The sequence below is a fragment of the Devosia sp. YIM 151766 genome (genome assembly GCF_030285925.1).
Lineage (GTDB): Bacteria > Pseudomonadota > Alphaproteobacteria > Rhizobiales > Devosiaceae > Devosia.
Genome location: NZ_CP127251.1, coordinates 614,152 through 639,517, shown reverse-complemented (window position 1 = coordinate 639,517; position 25,366 = coordinate 614,152). Strand labels below are relative to the sequence as shown.

The 25,366-nt window shown below is 65.2% G+C and carries 22 protein-coding genes and 1 pseudogene; 13 read left to right on the top strand and 10 right to left on the bottom strand.

Annotated elements, in window-relative coordinates:
• The first annotated feature begins 184 nt into the window (after nucleotides 1-184).
• Complete coding sequence (locus O9Z70_RS03055; protein ID WP_286021029.1) at nucleotides 185-802, top strand: YfbR-like 5'-deoxynucleotidase; 618 nt, start codon at nucleotides 185-187, stop codon at nucleotides 800-802.
• A gap of 109 nt (nucleotides 803-911) precedes the next feature.
• On the top strand, nucleotides 912-1,367 hold the full coding sequence (locus O9Z70_RS03050) for a hypothetical protein (RefSeq protein WP_286021028.1): 456 nt from the start codon (nucleotides 912-914) through the stop codon (nucleotides 1,365-1,367).
• 35 nt (nucleotides 1,368-1,402) lie between these two features.
• On the opposite strand, the gene rnk is transcribed toward O9Z70_RS03050, so the two are convergent.
• Complete coding sequence (rnk, locus tag O9Z70_RS03045; protein WP_286021027.1) at nucleotides 1,403-1,813, bottom strand: nucleoside diphosphate kinase regulator; 411 nt, start codon at nucleotides 1,811-1,813, stop codon at nucleotides 1,403-1,405.
• A gap of 357 nt (nucleotides 1,814-2,170) precedes the next feature.
• On the opposite strand from rnk, the gene O9Z70_RS03040 reads away from it, so the two are divergent.
• Nucleotides 2,171-2,725: a LemA family protein gene (locus tag O9Z70_RS03040; protein WP_286021026.1), complete on the top strand. Its 555-nt coding sequence runs from the start codon at nucleotides 2,171-2,173 to the stop codon at nucleotides 2,723-2,725.
• A gap of 88 nt (nucleotides 2,726-2,813) precedes the next feature.
• Nucleotides 2,814-4,721 carry a DUF2207 domain-containing protein gene (locus O9Z70_RS03035; protein WP_286021025.1) on the top strand — a complete coding sequence of 636 codons (1,908 nt, stop codon included), beginning with the start codon at nucleotides 2,814-2,816 and terminating at the stop codon, nucleotides 4,719-4,721.
• Between the two features lie 162 nt (nucleotides 4,722-4,883).
• Here the strand turns inward: O9Z70_RS03035 and O9Z70_RS03030 are convergent, their stop codons facing one another.
• A complete protein-coding gene (locus O9Z70_RS03030) occupies nucleotides 4,884-5,903 on the bottom strand; it encodes a polyprenyl synthetase family protein (protein WP_502870158.1) in 1,020 nt (339 codons plus the stop codon).
• A gap of 149 nt (nucleotides 5,904-6,052) precedes the next feature.
• On the opposite strand from O9Z70_RS03030, the gene O9Z70_RS03025 reads away from it, so the two are divergent.
• Genes O9Z70_RS03025 through O9Z70_RS03015 form a run of 3 tightly spaced genes read left to right on the top strand, consistent with a single transcriptional unit; the run spans nucleotide 6,053 to nucleotide 7,909 of the window.
• Nucleotides 6,053-6,778 carry a tRNA1(Val) (adenine(37)-N6)-methyltransferase gene (locus O9Z70_RS03025; protein WP_286021023.1) on the top strand — a complete coding sequence of 242 codons (726 nt, stop codon included), beginning with the start codon at nucleotides 6,053-6,055 and terminating at the stop codon, nucleotides 6,776-6,778.
• 48 nt (nucleotides 6,779-6,826) lie between these two features.
• A complete protein-coding gene (locus tag O9Z70_RS03020; protein ID WP_286021022.1) occupies nucleotides 6,827-7,669 on the top strand; it encodes a S49 family peptidase in 843 nt (280 codons plus the stop codon).
• Nucleotides 7,670-7,672: 3 nt separating this feature from the next.
• Nucleotides 7,673-7,909, top strand: a complete 237-nt coding sequence (locus O9Z70_RS03015; RefSeq protein ID WP_286021021.1) for a hypothetical protein — start codon at nucleotides 7,673-7,675, stop codon at nucleotides 7,907-7,909.
• A 55-nt stretch (nucleotides 7,910-7,964) separates the two neighbouring features.
• Here O9Z70_RS03015 and O9Z70_RS03010 read toward each other — a convergent pair whose 3' ends face one another.
• Nucleotides 7,965-8,831, bottom strand: a complete 867-nt coding sequence (locus tag O9Z70_RS03010) for a phosphotransferase family protein (RefSeq protein WP_286021020.1) — start codon at nucleotides 8,829-8,831, stop codon at nucleotides 7,965-7,967.
• A gap of 177 nt (nucleotides 8,832-9,008) precedes the next feature.
• Between O9Z70_RS03010 and O9Z70_RS03005 the strand changes: the two genes are divergently transcribed.
• The gene (locus O9Z70_RS03005) at nucleotides 9,009-9,932 is read left to right on the top strand and encodes a glycine--tRNA ligase subunit alpha (RefSeq protein ID WP_286021019.1); all 924 of its coding nucleotides are present in this window, start codon (nucleotides 9,009-9,011) and stop codon (nucleotides 9,930-9,932) included.
• A 9-nt stretch (nucleotides 9,933-9,941) separates the two neighbouring features.
• On the opposite strand, the pseudogene O9Z70_RS16245 reads toward O9Z70_RS03005, so the two are convergent.
• The 3 genes and pseudogenes from O9Z70_RS16245 to O9Z70_RS02990 all read right to left on the bottom strand — a co-directional run.
• Nucleotides 9,942-10,355 (bottom strand): annotated as a pseudogene (locus O9Z70_RS16245) (cell wall hydrolase); the annotation flags it as partial.
• A 1,127-nt stretch (nucleotides 10,356-11,482) separates the two neighbouring features.
• Nucleotides 11,483-12,031, bottom strand: a complete 549-nt coding sequence (locus tag O9Z70_RS02995) for a hypothetical protein (RefSeq protein WP_286021017.1) — start codon at nucleotides 12,029-12,031, stop codon at nucleotides 11,483-11,485.
• A 76-nt stretch (nucleotides 12,032-12,107) separates the two neighbouring features.
• A complete protein-coding gene (locus O9Z70_RS02990; RefSeq protein ID WP_286021016.1) occupies nucleotides 12,108-14,378 on the bottom strand; it encodes a putative PEP-binding protein in 2,271 nt (756 codons plus the stop codon).
• A gap of 117 nt (nucleotides 14,379-14,495) precedes the next feature.
• On the opposite strand from O9Z70_RS02990, the gene ispH reads away from it, so the two are divergent.
• Together ispH and rnhA are read left to right on the top strand one after the other, a co-directional pair.
• Complete coding sequence (ispH, locus tag O9Z70_RS02985) at nucleotides 14,496-15,470, top strand: 4-hydroxy-3-methylbut-2-enyl diphosphate reductase (RefSeq protein ID WP_286021015.1); 975 nt, start codon at nucleotides 14,496-14,498, stop codon at nucleotides 15,468-15,470.
• Nucleotides 15,463-15,933, top strand: a complete 471-nt coding sequence (gene rnhA, locus O9Z70_RS02980; protein ID WP_286021014.1) for a ribonuclease HI — start codon at nucleotides 15,463-15,465, stop codon at nucleotides 15,931-15,933. The genes ispH and rnhA overlap by 8 nt, the downstream gene beginning before the upstream one ends.
• Before the next feature lie 38 nt (nucleotides 15,934-15,971).
• Here the strand turns inward: rnhA and glyS are convergent, their stop codons facing one another.
• The 4 genes from glyS to O9Z70_RS02960 all read right to left on the bottom strand — a co-directional run bounded on the left by glyS (nucleotide 15,972) and on the right by O9Z70_RS02960 (nucleotide 22,528).
• Entirely contained in the window at nucleotides 15,972-17,996 is a 2,025-nt protein-coding gene (gene glyS / locus O9Z70_RS02975; RefSeq protein WP_286021013.1) for a glycine--tRNA ligase subunit beta, read from the bottom strand.
• A gap of 125 nt (nucleotides 17,997-18,121) precedes the next feature.
• Complete coding sequence (locus tag O9Z70_RS02970) at nucleotides 18,122-19,000, bottom strand: 4-(cytidine 5'-diphospho)-2-C-methyl-D-erythritol kinase (protein ID WP_286021012.1); 879 nt, start codon at nucleotides 18,998-19,000, stop codon at nucleotides 18,122-18,124.
• 9 nt (nucleotides 19,001-19,009) lie between these two features.
• Nucleotides 19,010-20,743, bottom strand: coding sequence for a tetratricopeptide repeat protein (locus O9Z70_RS02965; protein WP_286021011.1), 1,734 nt, complete (start codon nucleotides 20,741-20,743; stop codon nucleotides 19,010-19,012).
• A 132-nt stretch (nucleotides 20,744-20,875) separates the two neighbouring features.
• Nucleotides 20,876-22,528 (bottom strand): electron transfer flavoprotein-ubiquinone oxidoreductase, encoded by a 1,653-nt coding sequence (locus O9Z70_RS02960; RefSeq protein WP_286021010.1) that lies wholly within the window; start codon nucleotides 22,526-22,528, stop codon nucleotides 20,876-20,878.
• A 66-nt stretch (nucleotides 22,529-22,594) separates the two neighbouring features.
• Between O9Z70_RS02960 and O9Z70_RS02955 the strand changes: the two genes are divergently transcribed.
• The 3 genes from O9Z70_RS02955 to moaB all read left to right on the top strand — a co-directional run bounded on the left by O9Z70_RS02955 (nucleotide 22,595) and on the right by moaB (nucleotide 25,336).
• Nucleotides 22,595-23,407 (top strand): uracil-DNA glycosylase, encoded by an 813-nt coding sequence (locus O9Z70_RS02955; protein WP_286021009.1) that lies wholly within the window; start codon nucleotides 22,595-22,597, stop codon nucleotides 23,405-23,407.
• Between the two features lie 89 nt (nucleotides 23,408-23,496).
• Nucleotides 23,497-24,885, top strand: coding sequence for an MFS transporter (locus O9Z70_RS02950; protein ID WP_286021008.1), 1,389 nt, complete (start codon nucleotides 23,497-23,499; stop codon nucleotides 24,883-24,885).
• Entirely contained in the window at nucleotides 24,800-25,336 is a 537-nt protein-coding gene (moaB, locus tag O9Z70_RS02945) for a molybdenum cofactor biosynthesis protein B (protein WP_286021007.1), read from the top strand. The genes O9Z70_RS02950 and moaB overlap by 86 nt, the downstream gene beginning before the upstream one ends.
• Nucleotides 25,337-25,366 lie beyond the last annotated feature (30 nt).

Below are 25,366 nucleotides of genomic sequence, written 5' to 3'. Positions count from 1 at the left end.
CATGAGGTCTATGAGGCGCGACCCTCTCCGATCGTCACCCTCGCGCTCGACGCGAGGGCTCTTGCGCCGAGCGCGAGGGGCATCGAAGGGCAATGCCGGAATCGCGTGACGTCACACCGCCATTCTCGAATCGTCGCCATCTGCTAGTCTCGGCGCTCACAGTCCGCTAACCAATTCGAGCCTGATGTCACGCCAAAGCTCCCGCGCCTGGCAGCGTATGCTGTCCGGTCGCCGCCTCGATATCCTGGACCCCTCCCCGGTCGATGTGGAATTGTCCGACATCGCCCATGGGCTGGCGCGCGTCGCCCGCTGGAACGGGCAAACCCTTGGCGATTATCCATTTTCCGTGGCCCAGCACTCGGTTCTGGTGCTCGAACTGTTCCGCGCCGCCAATCGGCAAGCCGAGCCGGCGACCCAATTGCAGGCTTTGCTGCACGATGCGCCCGAATATGTCATGGGCGACATCATCTCGCCCTTCAAGGCGGCGATGGGCGGCAATTACAAGAACGTAGAAAATCGTTTGCTGTCAGCTATTTACCTGCGGTTTTCGCTGCCAGCCACCATGGCGCCGGCGCTTGGCAAGCTGATAAAGAAAGCCGACCGGGAAGCCGCTTTCTTCGAGGCGACCCACCTGGCCGGCTTCGATCCCGGCGAGGCGCGCAAGCTCTTCGGCGCCCCGAGCCAGCCGGCATTCGACGTCGACGCCTTCGACCGGCTGATCCGGCCCTGGCCCACCCAGCGGGCCCATGACCGGTTCATCGAGACCTTCGAGGCCATTAGCGCACTTATCCCCGACGCCTGAACCATCTGTTAGCATTAACCATAAGTTACTTTTTTCATCGCTGCCCGGCGGCGTCATGGTTACTGATCCGTTAAGGCAAGTGTGCCGAATTGAAACAGATCGGGTGGCCATGATGAACCTGCCGACACGCCATATGCTTTTGGGCATGACCTTGGGCGCCGCCTGCGCCACGACGCTGGCCGCCATGGGGCCGGGCTATGTTTTAGAGGCTTTTGCCGACGAAATGCCGGCGGGCTTCGATACCGGCAAGCTGGTGAAATTCGGCGGCCGCGACTACGAGGTCAGCTATGCCGACTGGGTTTCCACCGATCCGCTTTCGACCGCTATGGTCAAGAAAATCGAGGCCGGGCGAGTGAGCTATGTCAGCATCACCACCACCGCCACCGGCACTTATTCCACCGATGGCCTCACCTCGCGGCACGTGCTTTATCCGGGCATCGAGGTCAAGCAAGCTGCCTCGGAAGGGGCAAACTGGTTCGCCTATTGGACCAATGGGGGATGGCAGGGCTTTGCCACCCGGACCGGTAATTCATTCATTTCACTGCAAGAACCGGCGAGCCGGTAACGGGCTCCGATGGCCCAGGCTGGGCCGCGGCGGAATTACTCCGCCGCCACCGGAGCCTCGACTTCCAGCACGGTCAGCATGTGGCGCTTGTCGGCGCGGTCGCGCCAGGTGATGGACTGGCTCTTGCGCAGGCCGATCAGGGCGGCGCCGATGGGCGTCATCACCGAAATCTTGCCTTCGTCGATATTGGCATCGGCGGGATAGACCAGCGTGACGGTCTGCTCCTGGCCGCTATTGGTGCGGTAGGTGACGCGCGAGCCCATGCGGGCCACGTCTTCGGGCACCTTCTTGTCCTCGACCACCCGGGCGCGATCGAGCTCGCCGAGCAGGCGGTCCGCCACTTCCGGCATGCGGTCGAGACCGGCACTGGCCAGTTCGTTGAGCTTGGCATGATCGGCCTTGCCGACCACGATGGCGGGCGAGAGGTCGCGACGGATGTCGTTCATATCGAATTCTCCTCGGGCCCCGGCGCGAAACGGCGCGGCAGGCGGGGCATCTTTCTGTATAAGGGGGACTGGCGCCGGGTGCATACAATCTACCTGAAGCCCTAAACAGGCTCCGGCGTGAGCGTGCCTAGGGCATCTATCCTGCGAGCAGGATCATGCAGCAATGGTTCGAGCGCGTAGTCATGTCATGAAAGCTAGGGATTGCACGCAGGAAGTCAAGCCTTATGCGCGGCGGGACCGTTGCAATGGCGGGCTTGACCTGACAATCTTTGCCGCAATTACCGGTTCTCGTTTGTCGTGTTCCCGAGCCGCAAAACCGGATAATACTTTTGCCCGGAACGCTTTAGGAGTTACGCAATGGAATGGGTCATCCTCGCCCTGGTGGTCGGCGTCGGCCTCTATGCCATCGTCATTTACAACGGCCTGGTTTCCAACCGGCAGATGGTCAGGGAGGGCTGGTCGGGCATCGACGTGCAGTTGAAGCGCCGCACCGACCTCATCCCCAATCTCATGGAAACGGTGAAGGGCTATATGGCCCATGAGCGCGAGACGCTCGACGCCGTGGTCAGCGCCCGCGCCCGGGCCACCAGCGCCGCGTCGTCGGGCCCCGAAGCCCGGGCGCAGGCGGAAGGCGAGCTGTCCGCCGCCCTAGGCCGCCTGCTGGCGGTGGCCGAGGCCTATCCCGATCTCAAGGCGAACACCACATTCCTCGAATTCCAGACGGCGCTGCAAGGCGTGGAAGACGAAATCCAGATGGCACGGCGCTATTACAACGGCGCGGTGCGCAACCTGAATATCCAGGTGGAGAGCTTCCCCTCCAATATCGTCGCCAATGCCTTCAAGTTCAGCCAGGCCGAATATTTCGAGCTGGAGAACGAGGCCGACAGGGCAGTGCCGCAGGTCAAGTTCTGACCATTCCATGATTTTCCAGGCGCGGGACCATCGCTTCCTGCGCACCCTCGATCCCTCCCCTCAAGGGGATGGAGGCGAAGGAGCCGATATGCCGAGGCCTTTTCTTATCCGCTTTTTTGCCGCCATCGCGCTGCTGCTTGCCCTCGCCATGCCATCCTTGGCCCGCGAGGAAATCCGTGCTTTTGCCGCCGATGTGAGCTTGCATACCGACGGCTCGGTGACGGTGCTGGAAACCATCGACGTCAATGCCGAGGGCCGCAATATCAGGCGCGGCATCTACCGGGATATTCCGGTGACCATGCAGGGCGCGAGCGGCAACAAGATCCGCATTGCGCTCGCTGTCGAGGCGGTGACCCGGGCCGGGCAGCCGGAAATATTCCGGGTGGAGCGCATGGGCGATTTCCAGCGCATCTGGATCGGCAATCCGGACAGCCTGCTCCGGCCGGGCGAGCATCGCTACACGATCAGTTATCGCATGGAGCGCATGGTGCGGCCCAGCGCCGATGGCGGCGACGAGCTCTATTGGAACGCCACCGGCAATTACTGGGACTTTCCGATATTGACCTCGGTGGCGCGGGTACGCCTGCCGGACGGCGCCGTCATCGGCAATCTCAGCGCCTATACCGGGGTCGCCGGCGCCACCGAGCGCGCCGTCACCATTACCCGCGAGAGCGATGCCAGCGCCGTTTTCCGCACCCAACGCGAACTGGGCCCGGGCGAGGGCATGAGCTTCGCCATTTCCTTCCAGAAAGGCATAATCGCCTATCCCGAGGGCGCCGATGCGCTGGTGCAGGCCATTTCCGACCAGCGCGAAACCTGGCTCTCGATCGGCTCGGTGCTGCTGCTCCTGCTCTACAATTTCACCGCCTGGCTGCGCGTCGGGCGCGATCCGCCCAAGGGCACGATCATTCCGCTGTTCCATCCGCCCAAGGGTTTTTCGCCGGCGCTGACCCATTATGTGCACAAATGGGGTTTCGCCAATTCCGGCTGGACCGCCATGACCGCGGCGATTTTCGACCTCGGCGTCAAAGGCCTGGTCCGGATCGACAATCCCGACAAGACGCTGTCGGTAACGGTGACCGGCAAGGAGCCGGCGGACAGGCTGCCTTCGGGCGAGCGGGTGCTGTTCGACTATTTCTCCAGCCGCCGCTCGGTCACTTTCGACAAGGCCAATGGGACCGATCTGGGCGCCAAGCGCAGCGAATTCACTGCCGCTATCGAGCAGGAGAACCGCAGGATCTGGTTCAACAACAATACCGGATTCGCAATTCTGAGCTTCGTTTTGGCGGCTGCCATGGTCGGGGCCATGGTGTTCTTCGACGTGCTTGAACCGGTCTGGCTGCTCGCAGCGGTGGTGGTGGGCATCCTTGCCGGCATTCTGGGCGGGGTGATCGTCGGCTCCATCAAGTCCGGCAGCTGGTTCCAGCGCCTGTTCATCCTTGTCTGGGTCGTCATCTTCGGCTCCAACATGGCCGGCGGCCTGCTGGAATCCTTCACCGGCCTTGCCATCAACAATGCCGCCATCGCCGCCGGCTCCCTGGTGCTGATCAGCGTGGTGTTCAGCGTGCTGATGCGGGCGCCCACGGTGCAGGGGCGCAAGGTCATGGACCAGATCGACGGCTTCAAGCTCTATCTGGAAACGGCGGAAAAGAACCGGCTCAACATCGAGGACGAGCCGCCGATGAGCGTCGAGCGCTTCGAACGCATCCTGCCCTATGCCATTGCGCTGGGCGTGGAAAAGCCCTGGTCCGAGCATTTCGAAGCGGAATTGCAGCGCAATGCGGTAAGCGATGCGCGGGATGGCTATAGTCCGGCCTTCTATTCCGGCGGCCGGTCTTTTTCTTCGGGCAATCTGTCCAGCGCCATCAGCACCGCCTCCGCCGGCATGGCGGCGGCAATGGTCGCGGCGCAGCCGGTACAGGCGAGTTCGTCCGGCTCCAGCGGCGGCGGCTTCTCGGGCGGCGGCGGCGGTGGCGGTGGCGGCGGCGGCTGGTAAGGGGCTCCGCGCCCGGCATTGCCAGGATGGACCGGCTTTGACGGAATCGGCGTCTCACCCTCGCTCGTCACCCCGGCGCGGGAAAGCGGCGGGAAGCGATAGGCGATAGCCTTGCGAGGGCGAGGCCGCGAACCGCACCGCTTTCATGCAAAGCTGAACACCCTAGCTGGCGCGGCGGACGCTGTGTTCGACGACCTCGGCGAGGATCGTCTTCATGTCGCTGTCGGGCAAGGGAGAGAGGGCGGCGATGGCCGCCTTGGCGTGGTGCTCGGCCTTGTCCAGGGTGCGCTTGAGGGTATCGTAGCGGTTGAAGATCGCCACGACCTGGTGCACTTCGAGATCGGAGGCCTCGGCATTGCCCAGCGCCGAGGCGATGATGGCGCGCTCGCTCTCGGTGGCGGCTTCGAGCGCCAGGATCACCGGCAGGGTCATCTTGCCCTCGCGCAGGTCGTCGCCGATATTCTTGCCCAGCGCCCCCGCCTGCCCGCCATAATCGAGCGCGTCGTCGACCAGCTGGAAGGCATTGCCCAATTCCAGGCCGTAAAGCGCCAGGGCTTCGCAGCCCGCCGCATCGGCGCCGCCGGACATGGCGCCCACCTTGCAGGCGGCTTCGAACAGAACTGCGGTCTTGGCGCGGATGACTTCGGCATAATCGGCGGCACTGGTTTCGAGATCGCCGGTCTTGGCGAGCTGGAACACTTCGCCCTCGGCCATGACGGCCGAAGCGGCGGAGAGCACGCCCAGCGCCTCGATATCGCCGGTTTCCACCATCATCATGAAGGCTTGGCCGAGCAGGAAGTCGCCCACCAGGATAGAGGCCTTGTTGCCCCAGACCATGCGGGCGGCCGGCTTGCCCCGGCGCATGTCGCTCTCGTCCACCACATCGTCGTGCAGCAGGGTGGCATTGTGCATGAATTCGACGGCGGCGGCGAAATTGATGGCATGGCCCTCGCCGCGCCCGAACAGAATCGCCGCGGCGACGGTCAGCATCGGCCGCAGGCGCTTGCCGCCGCTATCGATGAGATAGCGGGCCAGTTCGGGCGCCATGTCGACATGCGAGCGGGCGCGATCCAGGATAAGCGTGTTGACCTGCGCCATGTCGTCCGCCGTGGCGGCCATCAGCCGCTCCACGGGATTCGTCTCCGGCATCTGTTTCATCTGGGGCAGAGGTGACACCGCCATAACGTCCTTGTTGCCAGAAACGGGCAAATCGGGTTGAGACCGTCGCGGCGAGCCATGTAGGATCGCGCCAAACCAGCCATCCGGATGCGATGTCCCTAGACCAGCCAGCCGATCTTGTAAAACACCAAACTCCAACGCGCGATGCCTTTTTGGGCGGCAGGCTGACTCTGTCGCAGCCCCGCAACGGTTTTCGCGCCGGGCTGGACAGCGTCTTGCTGGGCGCCTCGGTGCCTGCGGGCACCGGCGGCCTGCTCGACCTGGGCGCCGGAATCGGCGCAGCCGGGCTGGTGGCGCTGGCGCTGGGACGGGCCGAGCGGGCGGTGCTGGCCGAGCGCGACGCCGGGGCATTGGCGCTGGCGCGGGACAATATTGCCGGCAATGGCCTCGCCGGGCGGGCCGAGGCGCTGAGCGTCGATATAACGGCCAAGGCCGAAGAGCGCCGAGCAGCCGGGCTGCTCGACAATGGCTATGACGCCGTGATCGCCAATCCGCCCTTTTTCGCGGCGGCGCGGGGGACGCGGGCGGCGCGGGCCGACAGGGCCGATGCCCGGCATATGGCGGCGGGGACGCTCGATCTCTGGATGCGCTGCGCTGCGGCCAGCGCCGTGGCCGGCGGCACGGCGATTTTCATTTATCCGGCGGAGGGGCTGGCCGAACTGCTCGCGGCTTTCGACCAGCGCTTCGGCGCGCTCAACGTGCTGCCGCTGGCGCCGCGCCCCGGCGCCGTGGCCAGCCGGGTGCTGGTGCGCGGCCACAAGGGGTCGCGCGCCGGGCTGACCCTGCTGGCCACGCGCTGCCTGCACGGGGCGACGGGTCATGGCTTTGCGCCGGACTTCGAAGCCATCTTCCGGGGCCAGGCGGCGCTCGACTGGTAATCGCCGCCGAGGCTTCCTAAATTCGCGGTGAAAATCAAAGGAGTGCACATGAACGACCAGACCGCGCCCAAGCGCAATTGGCTGAGCCGGCTGGTGCGCCGGCCGCCGATCATTCCGGTGGTGCGGTTGCAGGGCGTCATCGCCGCCGAACAGCGGCCGGGACGGCTGAATATCGCCGTGGTCGAACCGCTCCTGAACAAGGCCTTCGCGATGAAATCGGCGCCGGCCGTAGCTGTCGTCATCAATTCGCCCGGCGGCTCGCCGGTGCAAAGCCGGCTCATCTCCAAGCGCATCCGCGATCTGGCCGATCAGAACGACAAAAAGGTGCTGGTCTTCGTCGAGGACGCGGCGGCATCGGGCGGTTATTTCATCGCCGTTGCCGGGGATGAAATCCTCGTCGACCCCTCCTCCATCGTCGGCTCCATCGGCGTCATCATGGCGACGTTCGGCTTCGTGGGCGCCATCGACAAGCTGGGCATCGAGCGGCGCGTGCATACGGCGGGCCGCAACAAGTCGACGCTCGATCCCTTCCTGCCGGAAAAGCAGGAAGACGTGGAGCGCATCAAGCAGTTCGAGCTCGATATCCATGAAGTGTTCATCGACCATGTGAAGGCGGGGCGTAAAGGCCGGCTCCGGGCCGAGGACGACATGCTGTTCACCGGCGAATGGTGGACCGGGCTGCGCGGCATCGAACTGGGCCTGGTGGACGGGATCGGCGACCTGCATGGCACACTGCGCGAGCGGTTCGGGCCGGATGTGGTACTGAAGACCATTGCGCCGAAACGCCCGTTCTTCGCGCTGCCCCGGCTGGGAATCTCGGCCCGATCGGTGATAGAAGACGTCACCCATTCCATCGAGGACCGCGCCTGGTGGGCGCGTCTGGGACTCTAGGCCATGACCGCCATCCTGCTGCGTCTTGTCATTATCGGGGCTATCGGCCTGCTGATCTATTTCGGCCTCCGCCGCATCTGGCTGGACTGGTCCAACAAGTTCAAGAATGACGAGGAACAGGCCCGCCTCGCCCGCCGCGAACGCGATCTGGCCGAACGCCAGCGCCCGGACGTCATCGACCTCAAGCAGGACCAGGACGGGACCTATCGCCCCAAGGACGATCGCACGGACCGGGGCTGACCGGGGGCGCTGGATCGCTTCCCTCTCGTTCCGGTTCCATCAATTTCACACCGGGTCATGAAAGCAGGATGCGCCGGCACCAGGCCATCAGCGCGGCGTCGTCGGTGGCGAAGGACCAATAGGCGGCCAGCCAGCGCTTGGCCGGCGCGTAGCTGGCGACGAGATCGCGCGCCGCCAGCCAATCCATCGCCTGCGCCCGGTCGGCCTCTGTCGCCGCGGGTGACAGTTCCGGGTCGAGATAGGCGACGGCGCTCCATGCCTCCATGCGCGCATCGCCGATTAGCGCCGAGGGGCCGAAATCGAGCACCGCACTGATCCGCGAGCCTTCCGCCAGCACATTGGCGGGGAAATAATCGAGATGGACCAGCGCGGCGCTTTCGGGTTCGGGCAATGCCGTCCCGGCGGCGGCCTCGACGGCGGTACGCAAGTCGTTTGGACAGGCGGAAAGATTTTCCAGCAAGCGCGCCCGCAGGAAGCCGTTCCAGGACGAGGCCTGCAATTTCTCGCCGCCCAGCAGCGGTCCAAAGGCCGGGCGTTCGACCCCAATTGTCGAAATGGCACTGGCCGTTTCGAGATAATCGGCCATCAGGGCCCGCCGTTCCCCTTCGGCCGCCCGCAGCAATAATTGCGCCACGGGAGCGCCGGGCAGCAGCGCCTCGATGGCGAGGACACGGCCGTCGATTTCGAGGACCTCCGCGATCCTGGGCGTCAGGAAGGGCAGGTGCCGCGCCCCGGCGGCGATTTCGCGCGACAGGTCCTGGCGGGCCGTGGCCGTCGCCAGATCGGCGCCCGGCCGCATGATGCGCGCCACGCGCCCGGGATCGAGCGCATAGACCTGCGCCTCGCCGCCGGAACCGAGCAGCGGCGCGTCGGGATGGCCCAGGCGGGCGAGGATTTCTCGGTCGGAGGGGAGCGGCAGCATGCAGGCATCTGCGGTGCGGATCGCATTTCTGTCAATGCAAGCCGCGCATTATGCGGCATTGACCGCCCCGACCCGTCAAACTAGAGGTTTGTCCGCCCTGGAGCGTTCCCGGCGAAAGTGGCAGCCGGTTTCGCGGTTCGGGAACGCGACCATGCAACCTGCCGCAGGATTTTTGCCATGACCTCTCGCCCCGCCCATATGGATCCCAGCAATTCGTTTCAGGGTCTCATCCTGACGCTGCAGAATTTCTGGGCCGAGCAGGGCTGCGTCGTGCTGCAACCCTATGACATGCAGATGGGCGCCGGGACCTTCCATACGGCGACGACGCTGCGGGCGCTCGGCCCCAAGCCGTGGAAAGCCGCCTATGTGCAGCCGTCGCGCCGCCCCACGGACGGCCGCTATGGCCAGAACCCCAACCGGCTCCAGCATTATTACCAGTTCCAGGTGATCCTGAAGCCCTCGCCCGACAATATCCAGCAGCTTTATCTCGACTCGCTGGCCGCGATCGGGCTCGACGCGTCCCTGCACGATATCCGCTTCGTGGAAGACGATTGGGAAAGCCCGACGCTGGGCGCCTGGGGCCTGGGCTGGGAATGTTGGTGCGACGGCATGGAGGTGAGCCAGTTCACCTATTTCCAGCAGGTGGCCGGCTTTGAATGCGCGCCGGTTCCGGGCGAAATCACTTACGGCCTCGAACGCCTTGCCATGTATGTGCAGGGCGTCGAGAACGTCTATGACCTCAATTTCAACGGCCGCGAAGGCGACGACAAGGTCACCTATGGCGATGTGTTCCTGCAAAACGAGCAGGAAGCCTCGAAATACAATTTCGAGGCCGCCGATACCGAAATGCTGTTCCGGCATTTCGATGACGCGGAAAAGGAATGCCGCGCCATTCTCGCCAAGGGCGCGGAAGCCAACCGCCAGACCATGGCCATCCCGGCCTATGAGCAGGTCGTGAAAGCCTCGCACAATTTCAACATGCTCGACGCGCGCGGGGTGATTTCGGTCACCGAGCGGCAGAGCTATATCCTGCGCATCCGCGAACTGGCCAAGGCTTGCGGGGAAGCCTGGCTGCAAACGGCGGGCGGCGGGACGGAATAGCGAAACCGCCTAGCCGAACAGCCAGCCGCGCTTGAACTTGTAGAAGACGTGCAGGCCGATCTGAGTGACCTTGTCCATGCGCGGTGCCCAGGCCGGGCGCACATAGGTGGCGTGGTAATGGGTCGCGTCGCCCACCTCGGTCAGGTAAAGCTCGCCCTTGGTCACCTTGGCGGCAATGTCTTCCGCCTGTTCCCACGGCTTGCGCTCATTGACCACTTCGGGAATCCCGTCGCAGGCGAAGGAGAATTGGCAGGCATTGCGCCGATGCTGGTTCTGGAACACCACGCCGCAGATCGTATCGGGATAGCGATGATCCTTGACGCGGTTCATCACCACCTGCGCCACGGCGGTCTGGCCGCGATAGCTCTCGCCGCGCGCCTCGAAATAAATCGCGGTGGCCAGGCACCAGCGCTCGCGATCCGATACCTGCAGGGCCTCTTCCGTCTCCGTGCCGCCGGTGGCCGGCGTATTGGCGCGGGCATAGGCCAATTGTTCCGGCAGGGTCTCGGGCAAGGCCAGGTCGGTCACGGCATTTTCCGAGCGGGGGGCGATGCCGGCAATGGCGTCGAGCGCGGCGGCGGCATTGGGGTGCAGCGCGGCGACCGACATGCGCGGCCCCGCCTCGTCATTGCCGCCGGCATCGGCGATAGCGGATTGGCCGAGAGCCGCCGGATCGCCGGGCGCACGGATCGCGGCCAGCCGCGTGCGCACTTCCTCGAAGCTGCGGGAAATCGCCAGCGCATCGACAGCGGGGCGCACCCGGTCGGTCTTGTCGGCCCGGTTGGGGCCGGTGAAGCTGGCGGAGGCAAACAAATGCTCGACCGAGCCGGTGATGATTGGATCGACACCCGAATAGGTGAGGCTGGCGAGGGACAGTTCGGGCGCCTCCCGTCCGGGGACGCCGAAATCGCCGAGGGGGCCGGAAGCTGGGCCGAACGCGCCATTGGCGAGGCCCAGATAGGCAAGGGAAGCGACGACGCCCATAGCCATCGTCCTGGCAAGGGCAGATCCCCGGCTAACCGCTCTGACCCGGTGCGGACGCACCTGGGGCCGGTGGGAAAGGGCCATAAACGCTACTCAACACTACGCAACACAAACTCAGCCGGCAAAGGTGACGCTCAAATGCCGACGAGGCTGATCATCTCTCATTAGGGTTAGCGGCGAGTAAATGCGTTTCCCGGCGTTGAAAAGGCGTCGGTGTGGCAGGGATGAGGCGGGGGCGGCAAGAGCCTGCGGCATTGCGTCGCCCGGCGGCGCGCTTGCCGCTTTCACCCCTCCTTCGAGGGCGTGTTTTACAATGGATGCTTGCTTCGGCGACGGGATCGGCGGCGCTTTCGTCTTCCTCCCCCTTGAGGGGAGGGACTGAGGGTGGGGGTGTCGGAGCCAGGGCAAGGCTACCGGATGTGTAGGAACCGCAGCACCCCCTCCCCGACCCTCCCCTCAAGGGGGAGGGGGCTAAGGGCCCTACGTCCCGAGACAACTCGCCCCGAAGTGTCCGATGTAAACACTCCCCCAAGGGGGATGGCAGCGGTGTGCGCCCGGCAGCGCCCCTACGAGCAGGCCGCCACGACCGGGGCCGCGATCTGGGCGAATTCATCGACGCGGAACCGTACCGACAAGGTCCGCGTGCTGGCCGGCGTCACCCGCACGGTCAGATTGGTCACCCCGGCCAGATTGTCGATAAAGGCCAGCGCGTCGCGGGTATTGTCGATCAGCACGGCAGTGTTTTCGGCATTGACCGGCAGGGTGCTGCTGCGCCGCGTCAGGTCATATTGCAGCGTCATGCCGACATCGTTGCCGAGCGAGGACAGCGTGTTACCGGCAAAGCCGAAAGCCACTTGCAGGCCATTGGCCTGGCAGGACACCGAAATGGTCGCCGGGGCCCGGCCGCTGGGGCGGGCGGGGATCAATTGCTCGGATTCGAAGACCACCGCCGGCACGTCGCCGGCATCGCTCACATTGCGGAAGAGATCGTCATAGCAGATCAGGCGCGCTGCATCGTCATCGATGGCGGCGCATTGCGCGCCAGTTTGCGCCAGGGCCGGACCGGCAAGGGCCAGCATTGCCGGCAGAACCAAAACAGCTAAAACTCTCTTCACGAAGGCATTGCCCTTCCCTGTTCGGCCGCCATATCGGCCAGTGCTTTTCACCCATATGGGCATTTTACGCGCCAGTTTAAGCCGAAGCCTGGGCCAAGGTCAGCCGGGCCACCGGAACACGATAAGGTGCGCAGGAAACATAGTCGATGCCGAGCCCGGCGAAAAACCTCAACGAGGCCGGATCGCCGGCATGCTCGCCGCAAATGCCGATCTTGAGCCCGGGATTGGCCGCCCTGCCCCGTGCCACGGCGATCTCGATCATTTCGCCCACCCCCTTCTCGTCGATGGAAACGAAGGGGTCGCGCTCATAGATGCCCTTGCGCTGATAGGCCGCAAGAAAAGTGGGCGCGTCATCGCGGGAAATGCCGAACGTGGTCTGGGTCAGGTCATTGGTGCCGAAGGAAATGAAATCCACCATCGAGGCGATATCCCCGGCCCGGAGGCAGGCGCGCGGCAATTCGAGCATGGCGCCGATGGAAAAGCGTACGCGGTCGGAGCGTAGCAGCCCGGAATTGTCGAGGATGGACATGGCCCGCTCGCGCACCCAGGCGACTTCCGTGGCCGTGGAGACGAAGGGCACCATGACCTCCACCGCAACCGGCTCGGCCTGGTTTTCGCTGGCGGCGCGGGCGCCGGCCAATACGGCCTGCAATTGCATCTGCAATATTTCGGGATAGGTGATGGCCAGCCGTACCCCGCGATGGCCGAGCATGGGATTGACCTCGGCAATGCGCTCCAGCCGCAGCCGCAAGGCGCGAACGGCCACGCCGAGCGAGGCGGCGGTATCCTCGATTTCCTCGTCATTGCGCGGCAGGAATTCATGCAGCGGCGGATCGAACAGCCGGACATTGACCGGCCGGCCCTGCATCACCGCGAACAGAGTGGAATAATCCCCCGTCTGGTAGTCGACCAGCCCGGCAATGGCCTTGGAACGGGCCTCCTCGTTTTCGGAGAGGATCATGCGCCGCAGCGCCGCCAGGCGCTCGGGCGAGAAGAACATGTGCTCGGAGCGGGCCAGGCCGATTCCCTGCGCGCCGAAGCTCAATGCCGTCTGCACCGCGTCGATGGTCTCGGCATTGGTGCGCACCGCGATGGTGCGGCTGGCATCGGACCAGCCGAGCAGCTTGCCGATGGCCCCGCCGATCTGCGGCTGGGCCAGCGGCAGGGCGCCGACATAGACCGCGCCATCGGTGCCATCGATGGTCAGGCGATCGCCGGCGCGGAATTCGCGATCGCCGATCCGGCAGACCATGTCCGCCGCATTGACCGAGAGCGTCCGGGCTCCGGCCACGCAAGGCTTGCCGGTAATGCGGGCGATCACCCCGGCATGGCTGGTCATGCCGCCGCGCGCCGTGAGGATGCCGGTCGCCGCCTTCATGCCCTCGATATCGGAAGGGCCGGTCTCGTTGACGACCAGAATGCAATGATTGCCCCGGGCGCGCATCCGCGCCGCGTCCTCGGCATTGAAGACGATGACGCCGCTGGCGGCGCCCGGCGACACGCCCAGCCCCATGGCGATGGGCGAGATGCCTTCGGGCGATTTCAAGCGCGGATGCAGCATTTGCACCAGGCGGCTGGCATCGACGCGGGTAACGGCGTTTTGCGGAATCCAGACCTTGCGCTCCACCCGGTCCACCGCCGCCTCCACCTCGGCGCCGGCATTGACCTGGACCGGACGGGCGGAGAGGAACTGCACCCGCCCGCGATTGACGGCGACGAGGCAGGCCATATGGCGGCCGGCCTTGGCGTCGAGCAGGGCGATCAGCGCATTGACGCTTTCGGGCAGAAGCGGCAATTGATACCCATCGACAGCGGCCGGGCCGAGCGCGCCGGTCGTGGCATTGCGGGTGAGGAACAATTCGGTTTCCCCCTCGGCAACCGCTTGCACCAGGACAATCTGCCGCGCCCGGTCTTCTTCCTGCCGCGCACCCCCCCAGCCGCCGCCGGAAAAACCATAGCTCTCGAAAGCCTCCTTGATGGCCCGGGCCAAGGGCCGCGCGGGGTCGACGGCATCTTCCGGCGCCGCCGGCGCGGCGATGCCGGTGCGCGCCGGCATCAGGCCGCCATTATGGCTGGCGGCGGAGGTGCGCACCGCCAGCAGGGGCGGCTTGCCGTCGGCCTGCACCAGCCTGAACAGGCAGGCAACCCAATGGGTTCGCAGGCGAATGTCGCGGCGCGACCGCTCGGCCTGCAATTCATCCCAGGCGGCGCGGGTGATGACGATGGTGGGAATGGTGGGGAAGCCTGCCTCGCCGACGCGGAAAATCCAGCGCGCCTTGCCGGCGAGCAGCTTGAGCTGGCTGGCGCTCAGGTTCGCTTTCCCCGTCGCCGGGGCAATCGCAAACATTTCCTGCGCCAAACTCACCTGACATTTCCCTTCCAAGCTCCAGACACATATTGCCCATGCCCCGCGCGGCTGCAACAGCACTTGACTTGCCGGGGCAGTGAAAGCATCTGATCTGACATGGAAAAAAGGCCGCAACTCGATATTCTGCTCTGCGCCCCGCGCGGATTCTGCGCCGGCGTGGACCGCGCCATCCAGATCGTGGAACTGGCGCTGCAAAAATATGGCGCGCCGGTCTATGTGCGCCATGCCATCGTGCATAACAAATATGTGGTGGAAGGCCTCGAGGCCAAGGGCGCCATCTTCGTCGAGGAACTGGAGGAAATCCCCGATACCGAGGCGCCGGTGGTGTTCTCCGCCCATGGCGTGCCCAAAAGCGTGCCCGCCGAGGCGCGCACTCGCAATATGTTCTTCCTCGATGCCACCTGTCCGCTGGTCTCCAAAGTGCATGTGGAGGCCTCGCGCCATTTCGAGGAAGGTCACGAAATCGTGCTGATCGGTCATCAGGGTCACCCCGAAGTGATCGGCACGATGGGCCAATTGCCGCCCGGTGCGGTGACGCTGATCGAGACATTGGAGGACGCCAACCGTTTCGAGCCGAAAAATCCCGAAACCCTGGCCTTCGTGACCCAGACCACGCTGTCGGTCGACGACACCCGCGAAATCGTCGCGGCGCTCAGGGCCCGCTTCCCCGCCATCAATGGCCCGCATAAGGAAGACATCTGCTACGCCACCACTAATCGGCAGGAATCGATCAAGGCCGTCGCGCCCAGGGTGGATGCGATGATCGTGGTCGGCTCGCCCCATTCGTCCAATTCGCAGCGCCTGGTGGAAGTGGCTTTGCGCAGCGGCTGCAAGATTGCGACGCTGGTTGACCGCGCCAGCGATATCGACTGGTCGCGCTATGGCGATCTCAAGTCATTGGGCGTCAGCGCCGGCGCCTCGGCGCCCGAGAGCCTGGTGGAAGAAGTCATCGACGCCTTCGCCGAACGCTATGCGGTCAAGGTCGAGACGGTCACCACCGCCGAAGAGCGCATCGCCTTCAACATCCCCAAAATCCTGCGCAATCTCGAAACGGCTTCCGGCCGTGGCTGACAAGGTCATCATCCATACCGACGGCGCCTGTTCGGGCAATCCCGGTCCGGGCGGCTGGGGCGCCATCCTGCAATTCGGCCGGCACCGCAAGGAGCTCAAGGGCGGCGAGCCGCTGACCACCAATAACAAGATGGAGCTGACCGCTGCCATTGAGGCGCTCAACGCGCTGAACCGCCCCTGCACTGTCGAGCTGCATACCGACAGCCAATATGTGAAGAACGGGGTGCAGAGCTGGATTCACGGCTGGAAGCGCAATGGCTGGAAGACCGCCGACAAGAAGCCGGTGAAGAATGTCGAACTCTGGCAGGCGCTGGACGAGGCCACCAGACGCCACGAGATCTCCTGGCACTGGGTCAAGGGCCATAATGGCGACGAATTGAACGAGCGCGCCGACGAACTGGCCCGCGAAGGCATGGCCCCGTTCAAGCCGCAAAAGCTCGAGAGCTTCACGCCGCCATTCTGACCCGGCCCTATCCTTGAGACGTCATGGTGCCGGCCGGTCTATCCGGCGACCTTGCCGAAATCCGCCACCAGATGCATGGTATCGCGCAGCCCGGCCAGCAGATGCAGCCGGTTTTCGCGCACCGCCGGATCGGCATCGTTGACCAGCACGGCCTCGAAGAAGGCATCGACCGGCGCGCGCAGCGTCGCCAGTTCGCTCATGGCGCCCTTGTAATCATCGCCGGCGACAGCGGCCGCGACGGCGGCATGTACCGCGTCCACCGCGAAGGCCAGCGCCGTTTCCTCCGGCAGTTTCAGGGCCCCCGTATCGACCGCGCCGGCATAGGCCTTGCCGTCCTTCTTCTCCTCTGCGGCCAGGATATTGGCGGCGCGGCGATAGCCGGCCAGCAGGTTGGCGCCATCTTCGGACGCCAGCAGGCTCGACAGCGCCTCGGCGCGCTGAACGATCTGCAAGATGTCGTTGCTGTCGGCGGCAATGACCGCATCGACCAGATCGTGCCGCGCCCCGGCATCGCGCAGCGACACTTTCAGGCGGTCATGGAAGAAAGCGAGCAGGTCCGGCTCGACCTGGAGCGGGAATTTCAGCCCGTTCTCGCTGATGATGCGAATGACGCCCAAAGCCGCGCGGCGCAGCGCGAAGGGGTCGCGCGAGCCGGTGGGCTTTTCGTCGATGGACCAGAAGCCGGAGAGCACGTTGAGCTTGTCGGCCAGCGCCACGGCGATGGAAACCGGCTCATTCGGCACCCGGTCGGAGGGGCCGAGCGGCTTGTAGTGCATTTCCAGCGCCTGGGCGATTTCTGCCGGCTCGCCCTGGGCGCTGGCATAATAGCGCCCCATCAGCCCTTGCAATTCGGGGAATTCGCCGACCATGCCGGTGACGAGATCGGCCTTGGCCAGCATGGCGGCGCGCTTGGTCTTTTCGACATCGGCGCCGACAAGCGGGGCGATTTCGGCGGCAAGGTTCACCAGCCGCTGCACCATGGCGAACTGGCTGCCCAGCTTGGCGTGGAACACCATGTCTTCGAGCTTGGGCAGGCCATGCTCCAGCGGAATGGCAAGGTCGCCCTGATAGAAAAAAGCCGCGTCGCTGAGGCGGGCATGGATGACGCGCTCATTGCCCGCCACCACCAAGGCGCCGCCATCGGCGGGAATGGTATTGGCGATGATGATGAAATTGGGCGCCAGCTTGCCCGCTCCATCGCGCAGGCAGAAGCATTTCTGGTTGGCGCGGATGGTGGCGATGATCACTTCCTCGGGCAGTTTGAGGAATTCGGCATCGAACGAGCCCATCATCACATTGGGCCATTCGACCAGCCCGGCCACTTCCTCCAGCAGGCCCTCGTCCTCGATGATGCTCAACCCCTGGGCGAAGGCGAGATGGTCGGCATCGGTGCGGATGATGTCCTTGCGCCGGTCGCTATCGAGCACCACCTTGGCGCGCTCCAGCGCCACGAGATAATCGTCGAACCGCTTCACGCGGATGGCCACGGGCGCCAGGAAGCGATGGCCGAACGTGGTCTGCCCGGCTTCGATGCCGGCCAGGGCAAAGGGCACGATGACGGGTTCGTCATTGTCGGTGCCGAAGGTCGCGGTAATGGCGCGCAGCGGCCGCACCCAGTTGAAGCTCCCCGCGCCCCAGCGCATGGATTTGGCCCAGGGGAAATCCGCCATGACTTTCGGCAGAATGGCCGAGAGCAATGCCACCGCGTCGGCGCCGGGCTTTTCGATCAGCGCCACATAGAAATCGCCCTTCTTGGCGTCGCTTGCCACCTTGGCCTGTTCGATCGAGGTCAGGCCGGCCGACCGCAGGAAGCCGTCAATGGCCGGCTGCGGCGCCCCGACCTTGGGCCCCTTCTTTTCCTCGCGCGTGTCCGGCGAGCGGGCCGGCAGGCCTGAAACGGTCAGTGCCAGCCGGCGCGGCGTCGCGAAGGCCTTGGCGCCCTCGTAGACCAGACCCGCCTCGACCAGCGCATTGGTGACGGCCTTCTTCAGGTCCTCGGCGGCGCGCCGCTGCAAGCGGGCGGGAATTTCCTCGGAGAAGAGTTCGAGCAGAAGTTCGGGCATGGCGGATAACCGGTTTTGGTGGGCACGGCGTGATTAGCGCGGCGATGGCGGGTTGTCCATGCGGTAGGGGAAATGCCGGCGATTCAACGAGCGCCGCACCCGACCTCTCGCGCGCATCATGACCCCTATGCCGCCGCCAATAATGGCGCCGTGCCCACCCAGTAATCGGGATGCAGCCGCCTTATCTCGCTGGCCGCTTCATGCGCCGGCCCCGCCGATCCGAACAGGCCGAACACCGTCGCCCCGGATCCGGACATGCGCGCCAGCATGCAGCCGGGGCTGTCGGCCAGTTCGTCGATCAGCCGGCCGATTTCCGGCACCAGCTTGATGGCCGGAGGTTCGAGGTCGTTGCGGGTTTCGGCCAGCCACAGGCCCAGTTGCGCCGGGCGGGTCAGCGGCGTGGGCAGGGCCGGCAGCGGATAATTGTCGTGGCTGCGCAGGCGCCGGAAGATGTCGGCTGTAGCCACGGCGATGCCCGGATTGACCAGCACCAGGTAAAGCGGGGGAAATTCCGGCAGGGGCGAGAGGATTTCGCCTATGCCCCGCGCCACCAGCGGGCGCGAGAGGAGACAGGCCGGCACATCGGCGCCGATCCCGGCCGCCAGGTCGACCAGCCCGGCCACCGGCACCGGCTCCGGGGCCAGGGCGGCCATGAGGCGCAGGGCCGCCGCCGCATCGGCCGAGCCGCCGCCAATGCCCGCCGCCACCGGCAGGTTCTTGGCGAGGTGAAGCGCCAGGCCCGGCGGCGATAGTTGCGGCCAGCGCGCCCGGAAGGCCGCCACTGCCCGCAAGACCAGATTATCCGGCCCGGCGCCGAGCGCGTCGCCGAACGGTCCGGACAGCACCAGGCTGTCCCGGTCGGCGGCATGCGCCTCCAGCTCGTCGGAGAGGTCGGCGAAGACGATCAGGCTTTCCAGCTCGTGATAGCCGTCATCGCGCCGCCGCGTGACATGCAGGGCCAGATTGATCTTGGCCGGCGCCGGCTGGATAAGCTTCTGCCCCATGAGCGAGCGCTATTCGGTCTCGTTTTCCGGCGTCAATCCGTCCGCCAGCTTGGGCGCGACGCGCTCGGCGACAGTGCCGATCGCGTCGACCGAGCGGGCAATGTTCCACTGGAAACGCGCTTCCAGCTTGCGGCCCACTTTCCAATAGGCATCGCCCAGATGGTCGTTGATCTCCGGGTCGCTGGGCAGCAGCATGACGGCGCGTTCGAGCGTTTCCACCGCCTCGTCCAGCCGGCCGAGCTTGTAGAAGGCCCAGCCGAGGGAGTCGATAATATAGCCGTCGCGCGGCTGCGCCTCGACCGCCTTCTCGATCATTTCCAGCGCCTCGTCGAGATGCATGTCCATGTCGATCCAGCTATAGCCCAGATAATTGAGCACCTGCGGCTGGTCGGGATTGAGCTCCAGCGCCCGCTGGAAATCGGCCTCGGCCTCGGGCCATTCCTTGGCCCGCTCATAGGCGATGCCGCGCACATAATAGAAGCGCCAATCGGCGACGGAATCGCCGCCGGTAAGGTCGATGGCGGCGCTATAGGCTTTGGCGGCGTCCAGATATTGCTCGTCATAGCGCAACAGATCGCCCAGCACCGAAACGGCATCGAGATCGTCCGGCCGGGTGGCGACGATATTGCGCAGACGGCGGATGGCTTCCTCGCGGTCGCCCAGGGCGTCGAGATTCTGGGCCACCCGCACTACGGCGGTGGGCTTCAGCGCCGATTTGGCGGCAATGGAATCATAGATCTTGTTGGCCGCTTCGTGCTGGCCGGCACTGTCGAGCAATTGGCCGAGCGCCAGCGCCAGCACGTCCGAGGACGGGTCGAGATAGGTGCCCAGCCGCAAAAAGACCAGCGCCAGGTCGTAGCTGCGGTCGCGCGACAAGGCCACGCCGATGCTGTGGAACATTTCGGCGGCGCCGACCTGGACGCTGGTGGCGAAAATGCCGGGGCGCCGGCGGGCATCCACCGCTTCGCGCACATTGCGGATGACCGCATGGCTCAGGCCCTGCGCCTCGAAGGCATCGAGCACGTCATTGGCCGCTTCGAAATCGCCGCTATTGGCGAGCATGCGCGCATAGATTTCGTTGACCCGGGCTACATAGGGTTCGAGGTCATAGGCGCGCTCCGCCAGGTCCAGCGCCAATTGGGTATTGCCCCCCGCCTCAGCCATCATCGCCCGATGGAACAGCAGGAAATCCTCAAGGCCGCGCTCGCCGATGCGATCCATCAGCGCATCCGCCTCGCTGGTCTTGCCCTCGCCGGTCAGCGCCCAGGCCCGCAATATGCTGGCGGTAATGCCGCTGAACGTATCCTCGCCCACATTGCGCAGGCGGCGCTCGGCCGCCGCATAGCGGCGCTCCTTGAACGCCTCGACGGCCACGACCAGTTCGGCCAATTGGTTTTCGGAATCGAGTTCGAGCGCGCGGCGGGCGGTGCTGGCCGCCTTGCTGATCTGCCCGTCGGCGGCCAGGGCCACGAAGGCCCTCTCCACCAGGATGGCATTGTCCCAATCGGCCTGGGCGGCATCGTTGAAATAGCGCGCCGCCTCATCGGTGCGCAGGTCCTTGATGGCCTGCTGGCCGGCCATATAGGAGCCCGAAATGCTGGGGCGGAACAGCTTGAGCAAATCGCGCGCCGCCTCCTGCACCCTCATGCCGGCGTCGAATTGCGCCATGGAGGGCAGCGCCATCAGCGCCAGCAGGGCCGCCGCAAGCAAGGGCAGAGCCCGACGAGTGGAAAACAAAGTCACGAGGCTGGATTCTCCCTAGAGCGTTTCCGGGCACAGACGACAAACCCGGTCCATGCCGTGCCCGGCTGCAAATCGGCGCAAAGATTGTCCGTTTTGGGACCGCGCCGCAAGGCCGGCATGGTTTGCCCGTGGTCACATTCCGCTGTAATTCGGCCCGCTGCCGCCTTCGGGCGGCACCCAGGTGATGTTGCCGGCCGGGTCCTTGATGTCACAGGTCTTGCAATGCACGCAATTGGCGGCATGGATGCGAAAGACCGGTGCCCCGCCCTCCTCGGCCAGTTCATAGACCCCGGCCGGGCAATAAAGCGGCGCGGGCTCGCCATAACGCGGCAGGTTTTCCCGCACCGGAATGCCGGGATCGGCCAGTTTGAGATGGACCGGCTGGTCTTCGTCATGCGCCAGATTGGCCAGATAGACCGATGCGGCGCGGTCGAAAGTGATCCTGCCGTCGGGCCGTTCATAGCGGCGCGGCGTCACCGCGGCTATCGGCTGCAATTTCGCGGCATCTTGCGTCGACCAGCGCAGCGTCCCGAAGGGCGCGAAACGCAATATCGTCTGGCACCACATGTCGACGCCGCCCAGAAAAGCCCCGGCCAAGGTGCCGAATTTGGCCCAGAGCGGTTTCAAATTGCGCACGCCGCGCAATTCCTTGTCGATGCCGGTCGCCATGACGCGGCGGCCGAAATCGGCGATCAGGTCGTGCTGCCTTCCTGCGGCGATAGCGGCGCCCACCGCGTCGGCGGCGCCGATGCCCGAAAGGATGGCATTGTGGATGGCCTTGAGCCGGGGCGCGTTCATGAAACCGGCGGCGCAGCCGATCAGACCGCCGCCGGCAAAGGCGAGATCGGGAATGGCCTGCCAGCCGCCCGCCGTCAGCGCCCGCGCGCCATAGCTGATCCGGGTCGCCCCCTCCAGCAGCGGCGCAATGGCAGAATGGGTCTTGAAGCGCTGGAATTCGTCGAAGGGCGACAGCGTCGGGTCGGCATAGTCGAGATGCACCACATAGCCGAGATAAAGTTTCCGATCCTGCGCATGATAGGCGAAGCCGCCACCGCCGGTGCCATTGTCGAGCGGAAAGCCGAGATAATGGTCGACCTTGCCCGGCTGGTGCCGCGCGGCCGGGATTTCCCAGACTTCCTTGATGCCCAATCCGTATTTTTGCGGGCTGGCATCCCGGTCCAGCGCGAAGGCGCCGATGATGTGCTTGGCCAGCGAGCCGCGCGCGCCTTCGGCGATCAGCGTATATTTCGCCTCCAGCGCAATCCCTTCGGCATGACCCGGCTTGGGATTGCCCTCGCGGTCCAGTCCGAGATCGCCGGTGATGATCCCCCGCACCGGTCCGTCGCCGTCGCGCAGCACATCGACCGCCGCCGTCATCGGGAAAATATCGACGCCCAGTTCGCTCGCCTGCTCGCCCAGCCAGCGGACCAGATCGCCCAGGCTGACGATGATCCCGCCCCGCGTCCGCATCTGCATTGGCATCAAGGCCTGAGGGATGACGAAATCGCGTTTTGGCGTAAGGTAATGATAACAGTCTGTTAACGCATCCGGCCCGACGGGGGCATTTTTGAGACGCCAATCGGGGATCAGCGCATCGAGCCCCACCGGGTCCATCACCGCGCCGGAAAGGATGTGCCCACCCAGTTCCGCCGCCTTTTCCACCACGGTGACGGCGAGCTCGGGATGGCGCTGTTTCAACCGGATCGCCGCCGCCAGGCCCGATGGACCGGCGCCGACGATCAGCACATCGGTGGACAGCACTTCACGATTGCCGGCATCTGCCATGCGAATTTACCTTCAGGGCCCGGGCGCGGCTGGTCGCGCCTTCCGGGGTGTGACATAACGGGCCCAATGTCTCAAGATCGACCGCTCAATAACGCCGAAATGCTCTCGGTGCTCGACTGGTATCGGGCCGCCGGGGTCGATACGGCCATGGGCGAAGATCCGGTCGACCGCTTCGCCCAGAAGCCCCCTGCCCCGGCCATTATGCCGCCGCGCGCCGCCGCGCCGCAGACGCCGCCACCGGTGGCTGCCGGGCCGGTGGGCGGCGATCCCAGCGAGGCCCGCCAGCTGGCCGCCGCCGCCGGCTCGCTCGATGAATTGCGCAATATTCTCAATGACTACAATGGTTGCGGCCTCAAGTTCCGCGCCACGCAACTGGTCTTTGCCGATGGCAATCCGCAAGCGAAAATCATGCTGATCGGCGAGGCGCCCGGCGCCGAGGAAGACCGGCAGGGCAAGCCGTTTGTCGGCCGCTCCGGTCAATTGCTCGACCGCATGCTGGCCGCTATCGGCCTCGACCGCAGCTCGGTTTACATCGTCAATACCGTGCCCTGGCGCCCGCCCGGCAATCGCACGCCGACGCCGGAAGAGCTGGAATTGTGCCTGCCCTTCCTGCACCGGCAGGTGGAACTGGTGGCGCCGAAACTGGTGATGACCCTGGGCGGCCCGGCCATGCAGACCATATTCAAGACCACCAATGGCATCATCAAGATGCGCGGCAAATGGCAGAATGTCGCCATCGGCGCCCATGAGGTCGATGCGCTGCCGACGCTGCATCCGGCCTATCTGCTGCGCAATCCGCCGGCCAAGCAGCAGGCCTGGAAGGATCTGCTGAGCCTGCGCATGAAGATGAACAGCCTGGGGCTTGTAGAGAAGGCGTAATTTCGGGGTCCATTTCACCAATCGCCACGCTATGGTCGTGTTCGAGTGATTTGCAGCGTTGAACACACCAGCGAAGGCCCTTTCGCGTCATGGCTTCCGTCATCAAGATTTATGCCCTGTTTCTCGGCTCGGCCCTGCTCATGTTCGGCGGCGGGTTGCAGGGCCTGCTGCTCTCGGTGCGCGGCAGGGAAGAGGATTTCTCGCTCCTGGCGCTGGGCCTGGTCGGCACCGGCTGGTCGGTGGGGTTCGTGGCCGGCTCGCTCTTTGTGCCGCTGGTGGTGCGCAAGGTCGGCCATATCCGCGCCTTTTCGGTAATGGCGGCCATCGGCACCATCACCATCCTGCTGAACCTGTTGTGGATCAACGATGTAAGCTGGATCCTGCTGCGCGCGCTGTCCGGTTTCTGTTTCGCCGGCGCGGCGATGATCGTGGAAAGCTGGCTCAACGAAGTCGCGGACAACAAGAGCCGCGGCACCATCTTTTCCATCTATGTGACCATCAACATGGCCGCTTCCACCATGGGGCAGATCGCCATGTCGGTCACCGGCACTGCCGGCTATATCCCCTTCGTCATCGGCGCCATCCGCTTCATCTGCGCCGTGCTGCCCACGGCGCTGACCTCCAGCCCCCAGCCCAAGCCGCTGCAATCGGCCAAGCTCGATATCGGCCTGCTCTATCGCACCTCGCCGGTCGCCGCGATTGCCGCCTTTTCCTGCGGCATGGCCAATGGCGCCTTCGGCACGCTGGCGCCGGTCTATGGCTATGAACAGGGGCTGGATGCCAGCGGCATTGCCCTGCTCTTCGCCCTCGCCGCCATTCTGGGGGCGGTGGCGCAGGTGCCGTTCGGGCGCTTGTCCGACCGGATCGACCGCCGCAAGGTGCTGATCGGGCTGGCCGGCTTCGCGGCTTTGGTGGGCGCGACAACCGCGATCGTCAATCCCGAGGCGGGCTGGGGCATGTATGTGCTGTTCGCCGCCTATGGCTTCGCCGCCAATCCGATCTATGCGGTCGCGGTTGCCCATGCCAATGACTTCGCCAAGGAGGGGGAATTCGCCAAGATCGCCGGCGGCATGCTGCTGATCCTGGGCCTGGGCCTGGCCATCGGCCCGGCCGTGGCCTCGCTGATCATGGGCGCCTGGAGCCCGGTGGGCCTGTTCGTCGTCACCGCGACCTTCCACGGCGCCCTGGCCGGCGCGGCCTATCTGCGCATGCGCGTCCGCCAGCGCCCCGATGCGGCGGCGCGAGCGCCGTTCCAGCCGATGAGCGACAAGCAGGTGACCCCGGAAACCTTTGTCCTCGACCCGCGCGGTGATAATGATGACGAATTGGGCTCATCCGGCGGCGAAGCGCCTGTGCCGGAGGAATTGATCGAAACCCTGGATAGTGATGACGATGTTCAAGACGGAAAGATTCGAAGACCGGGAATTCAAGCCGCTCGCCATCGCCGTCATCGCCGTATCCGACAGCCGGACCCTTGAAACCGATACCGGCGGCGCGCTGCTCAAAGCGCTGCTGGAGGCCGATGGCCATCGCTGTTTCGAGCGGCAGGTGATCCGCGACGACATCCAGCTCATCCGCGCCGCCGTGCAGGCGCTGGTCGCCAATCCGGATGTCGACGTGATCCTGACCACCGGCGGTACCGGCTTTTCCGGCCGCGACGTCACCCCGGAAGCCGTCGAGCCATTATTCGACAAGCGGATGGAGGGCTTTTCGGTGCTGTTCCACCAATATTCGGGCACGACAGTGGGCACCTCGTCGCTGCAATCGCGCGCCACAGCCGGCTTGATCGGCACCACTTTCGTGTTCTGCCTGCCCGGCTCGCGCGGCGCCTGCCGCGATGCCTGGCAAGGCATTCTCAGCCACCAGCTCGACTACCGGCACAAGCCCTGCAATTTCGTGGAATTGATGCCGCGCCTGGCGGAGAAATAGTCCGGACCTTTCCCGTATCGGATCGTCACC

Bases quoted from the DNA above. Each gene is read 5' to 3' on its own strand.
- O9Z70_RS03050 (WP_286021028.1), top strand. From the start codon at position 912: ATGATGAACCTGCCGACACGCCATATGCTTTTGGGCATGACCTTGGGC.
- O9Z70_RS03010 (WP_286021020.1), bottom strand. From the start codon at position 8,831: ATGCTGCCGCTCCCCTCCGACCGAGAAATCCTCGCCCGCCTGGGCCAT.
- O9Z70_RS03040 (WP_286021026.1), top strand. From the start codon at position 2,171: ATGGAATGGGTCATCCTCGCCCTGGTGGTCGGCGTCGGCCTCTATGCC.
- ispH (WP_286021015.1), top strand. From the start codon at position 14,496: ATGGAAAAAAGGCCGCAACTCGATATTCTGCTCTGCGCCCCGCGCGGA.
- moaB (WP_286021007.1), top strand. From the start codon at position 24,800: ATGTTCAAGACGGAAAGATTCGAAGACCGGGAATTCAAGCCGCTCGCC.
- O9Z70_RS03030 (WP_502870158.1), bottom strand. From the start codon at position 5,903: ATGGCGGTGTCACCTCTGCCCCAGATGAAACAGATGCCGGAGACGAAT.
- O9Z70_RS02960 (WP_286021010.1), bottom strand. From the start codon at position 22,528: ATGGCAGATGCCGGCAATCGTGAAGTGCTGTCCACCGATGTGCTGATC.
- O9Z70_RS02950 (WP_286021008.1), top strand. From the start codon at position 23,497: ATGGCTTCCGTCATCAAGATTTATGCCCTGTTTCTCGGCTCGGCCCTG.
- O9Z70_RS02970 (WP_286021012.1), bottom strand. From the start codon at position 19,000: ATGGGGCAGAAGCTTATCCAGCCGGCGCCGGCCAAGATCAATCTGGCC.
- O9Z70_RS03015 (WP_286021021.1), top strand. From the start codon at position 7,673: ATGACCGCCATCCTGCTGCGTCTTGTCATTATCGGGGCTATCGGCCTG.
- O9Z70_RS03005 (WP_286021019.1), top strand. From the start codon at position 9,009: ATGACCTCTCGCCCCGCCCATATGGATCCCAGCAATTCGTTTCAGGGT.
- O9Z70_RS02990 (WP_286021016.1), bottom strand. From the start codon at position 14,378: ATGTTTGCGATTGCCCCGGCGACGGGGAAAGCGAACCTGAGCGCCAGC.
- O9Z70_RS03035 (WP_286021025.1), top strand. From the start codon at position 2,814: ATGCCGAGGCCTTTTCTTATCCGCTTTTTTGCCGCCATCGCGCTGCTG.
- O9Z70_RS03020 (WP_286021022.1), top strand. From the start codon at position 6,827: ATGAACGACCAGACCGCGCCCAAGCGCAATTGGCTGAGCCGGCTGGTG.
- O9Z70_RS03055 (WP_286021029.1), top strand. From the start codon at position 185: ATGTCACGCCAAAGCTCCCGCGCCTGGCAGCGTATGCTGTCCGGTCGC.
- glyS (WP_286021013.1), bottom strand. From the start codon at position 17,996: ATGCCCGAACTTCTGCTCGAACTCTTCTCCGAGGAAATTCCCGCCCGC.
- O9Z70_RS02955 (WP_286021009.1), top strand. From the start codon at position 22,595: ATGTCTCAAGATCGACCGCTCAATAACGCCGAAATGCTCTCGGTGCTC.
- rnk (WP_286021027.1), bottom strand. From the start codon at position 1,813: ATGAACGACATCCGTCGCGACCTCTCGCCCGCCATCGTGGTCGGCAAG.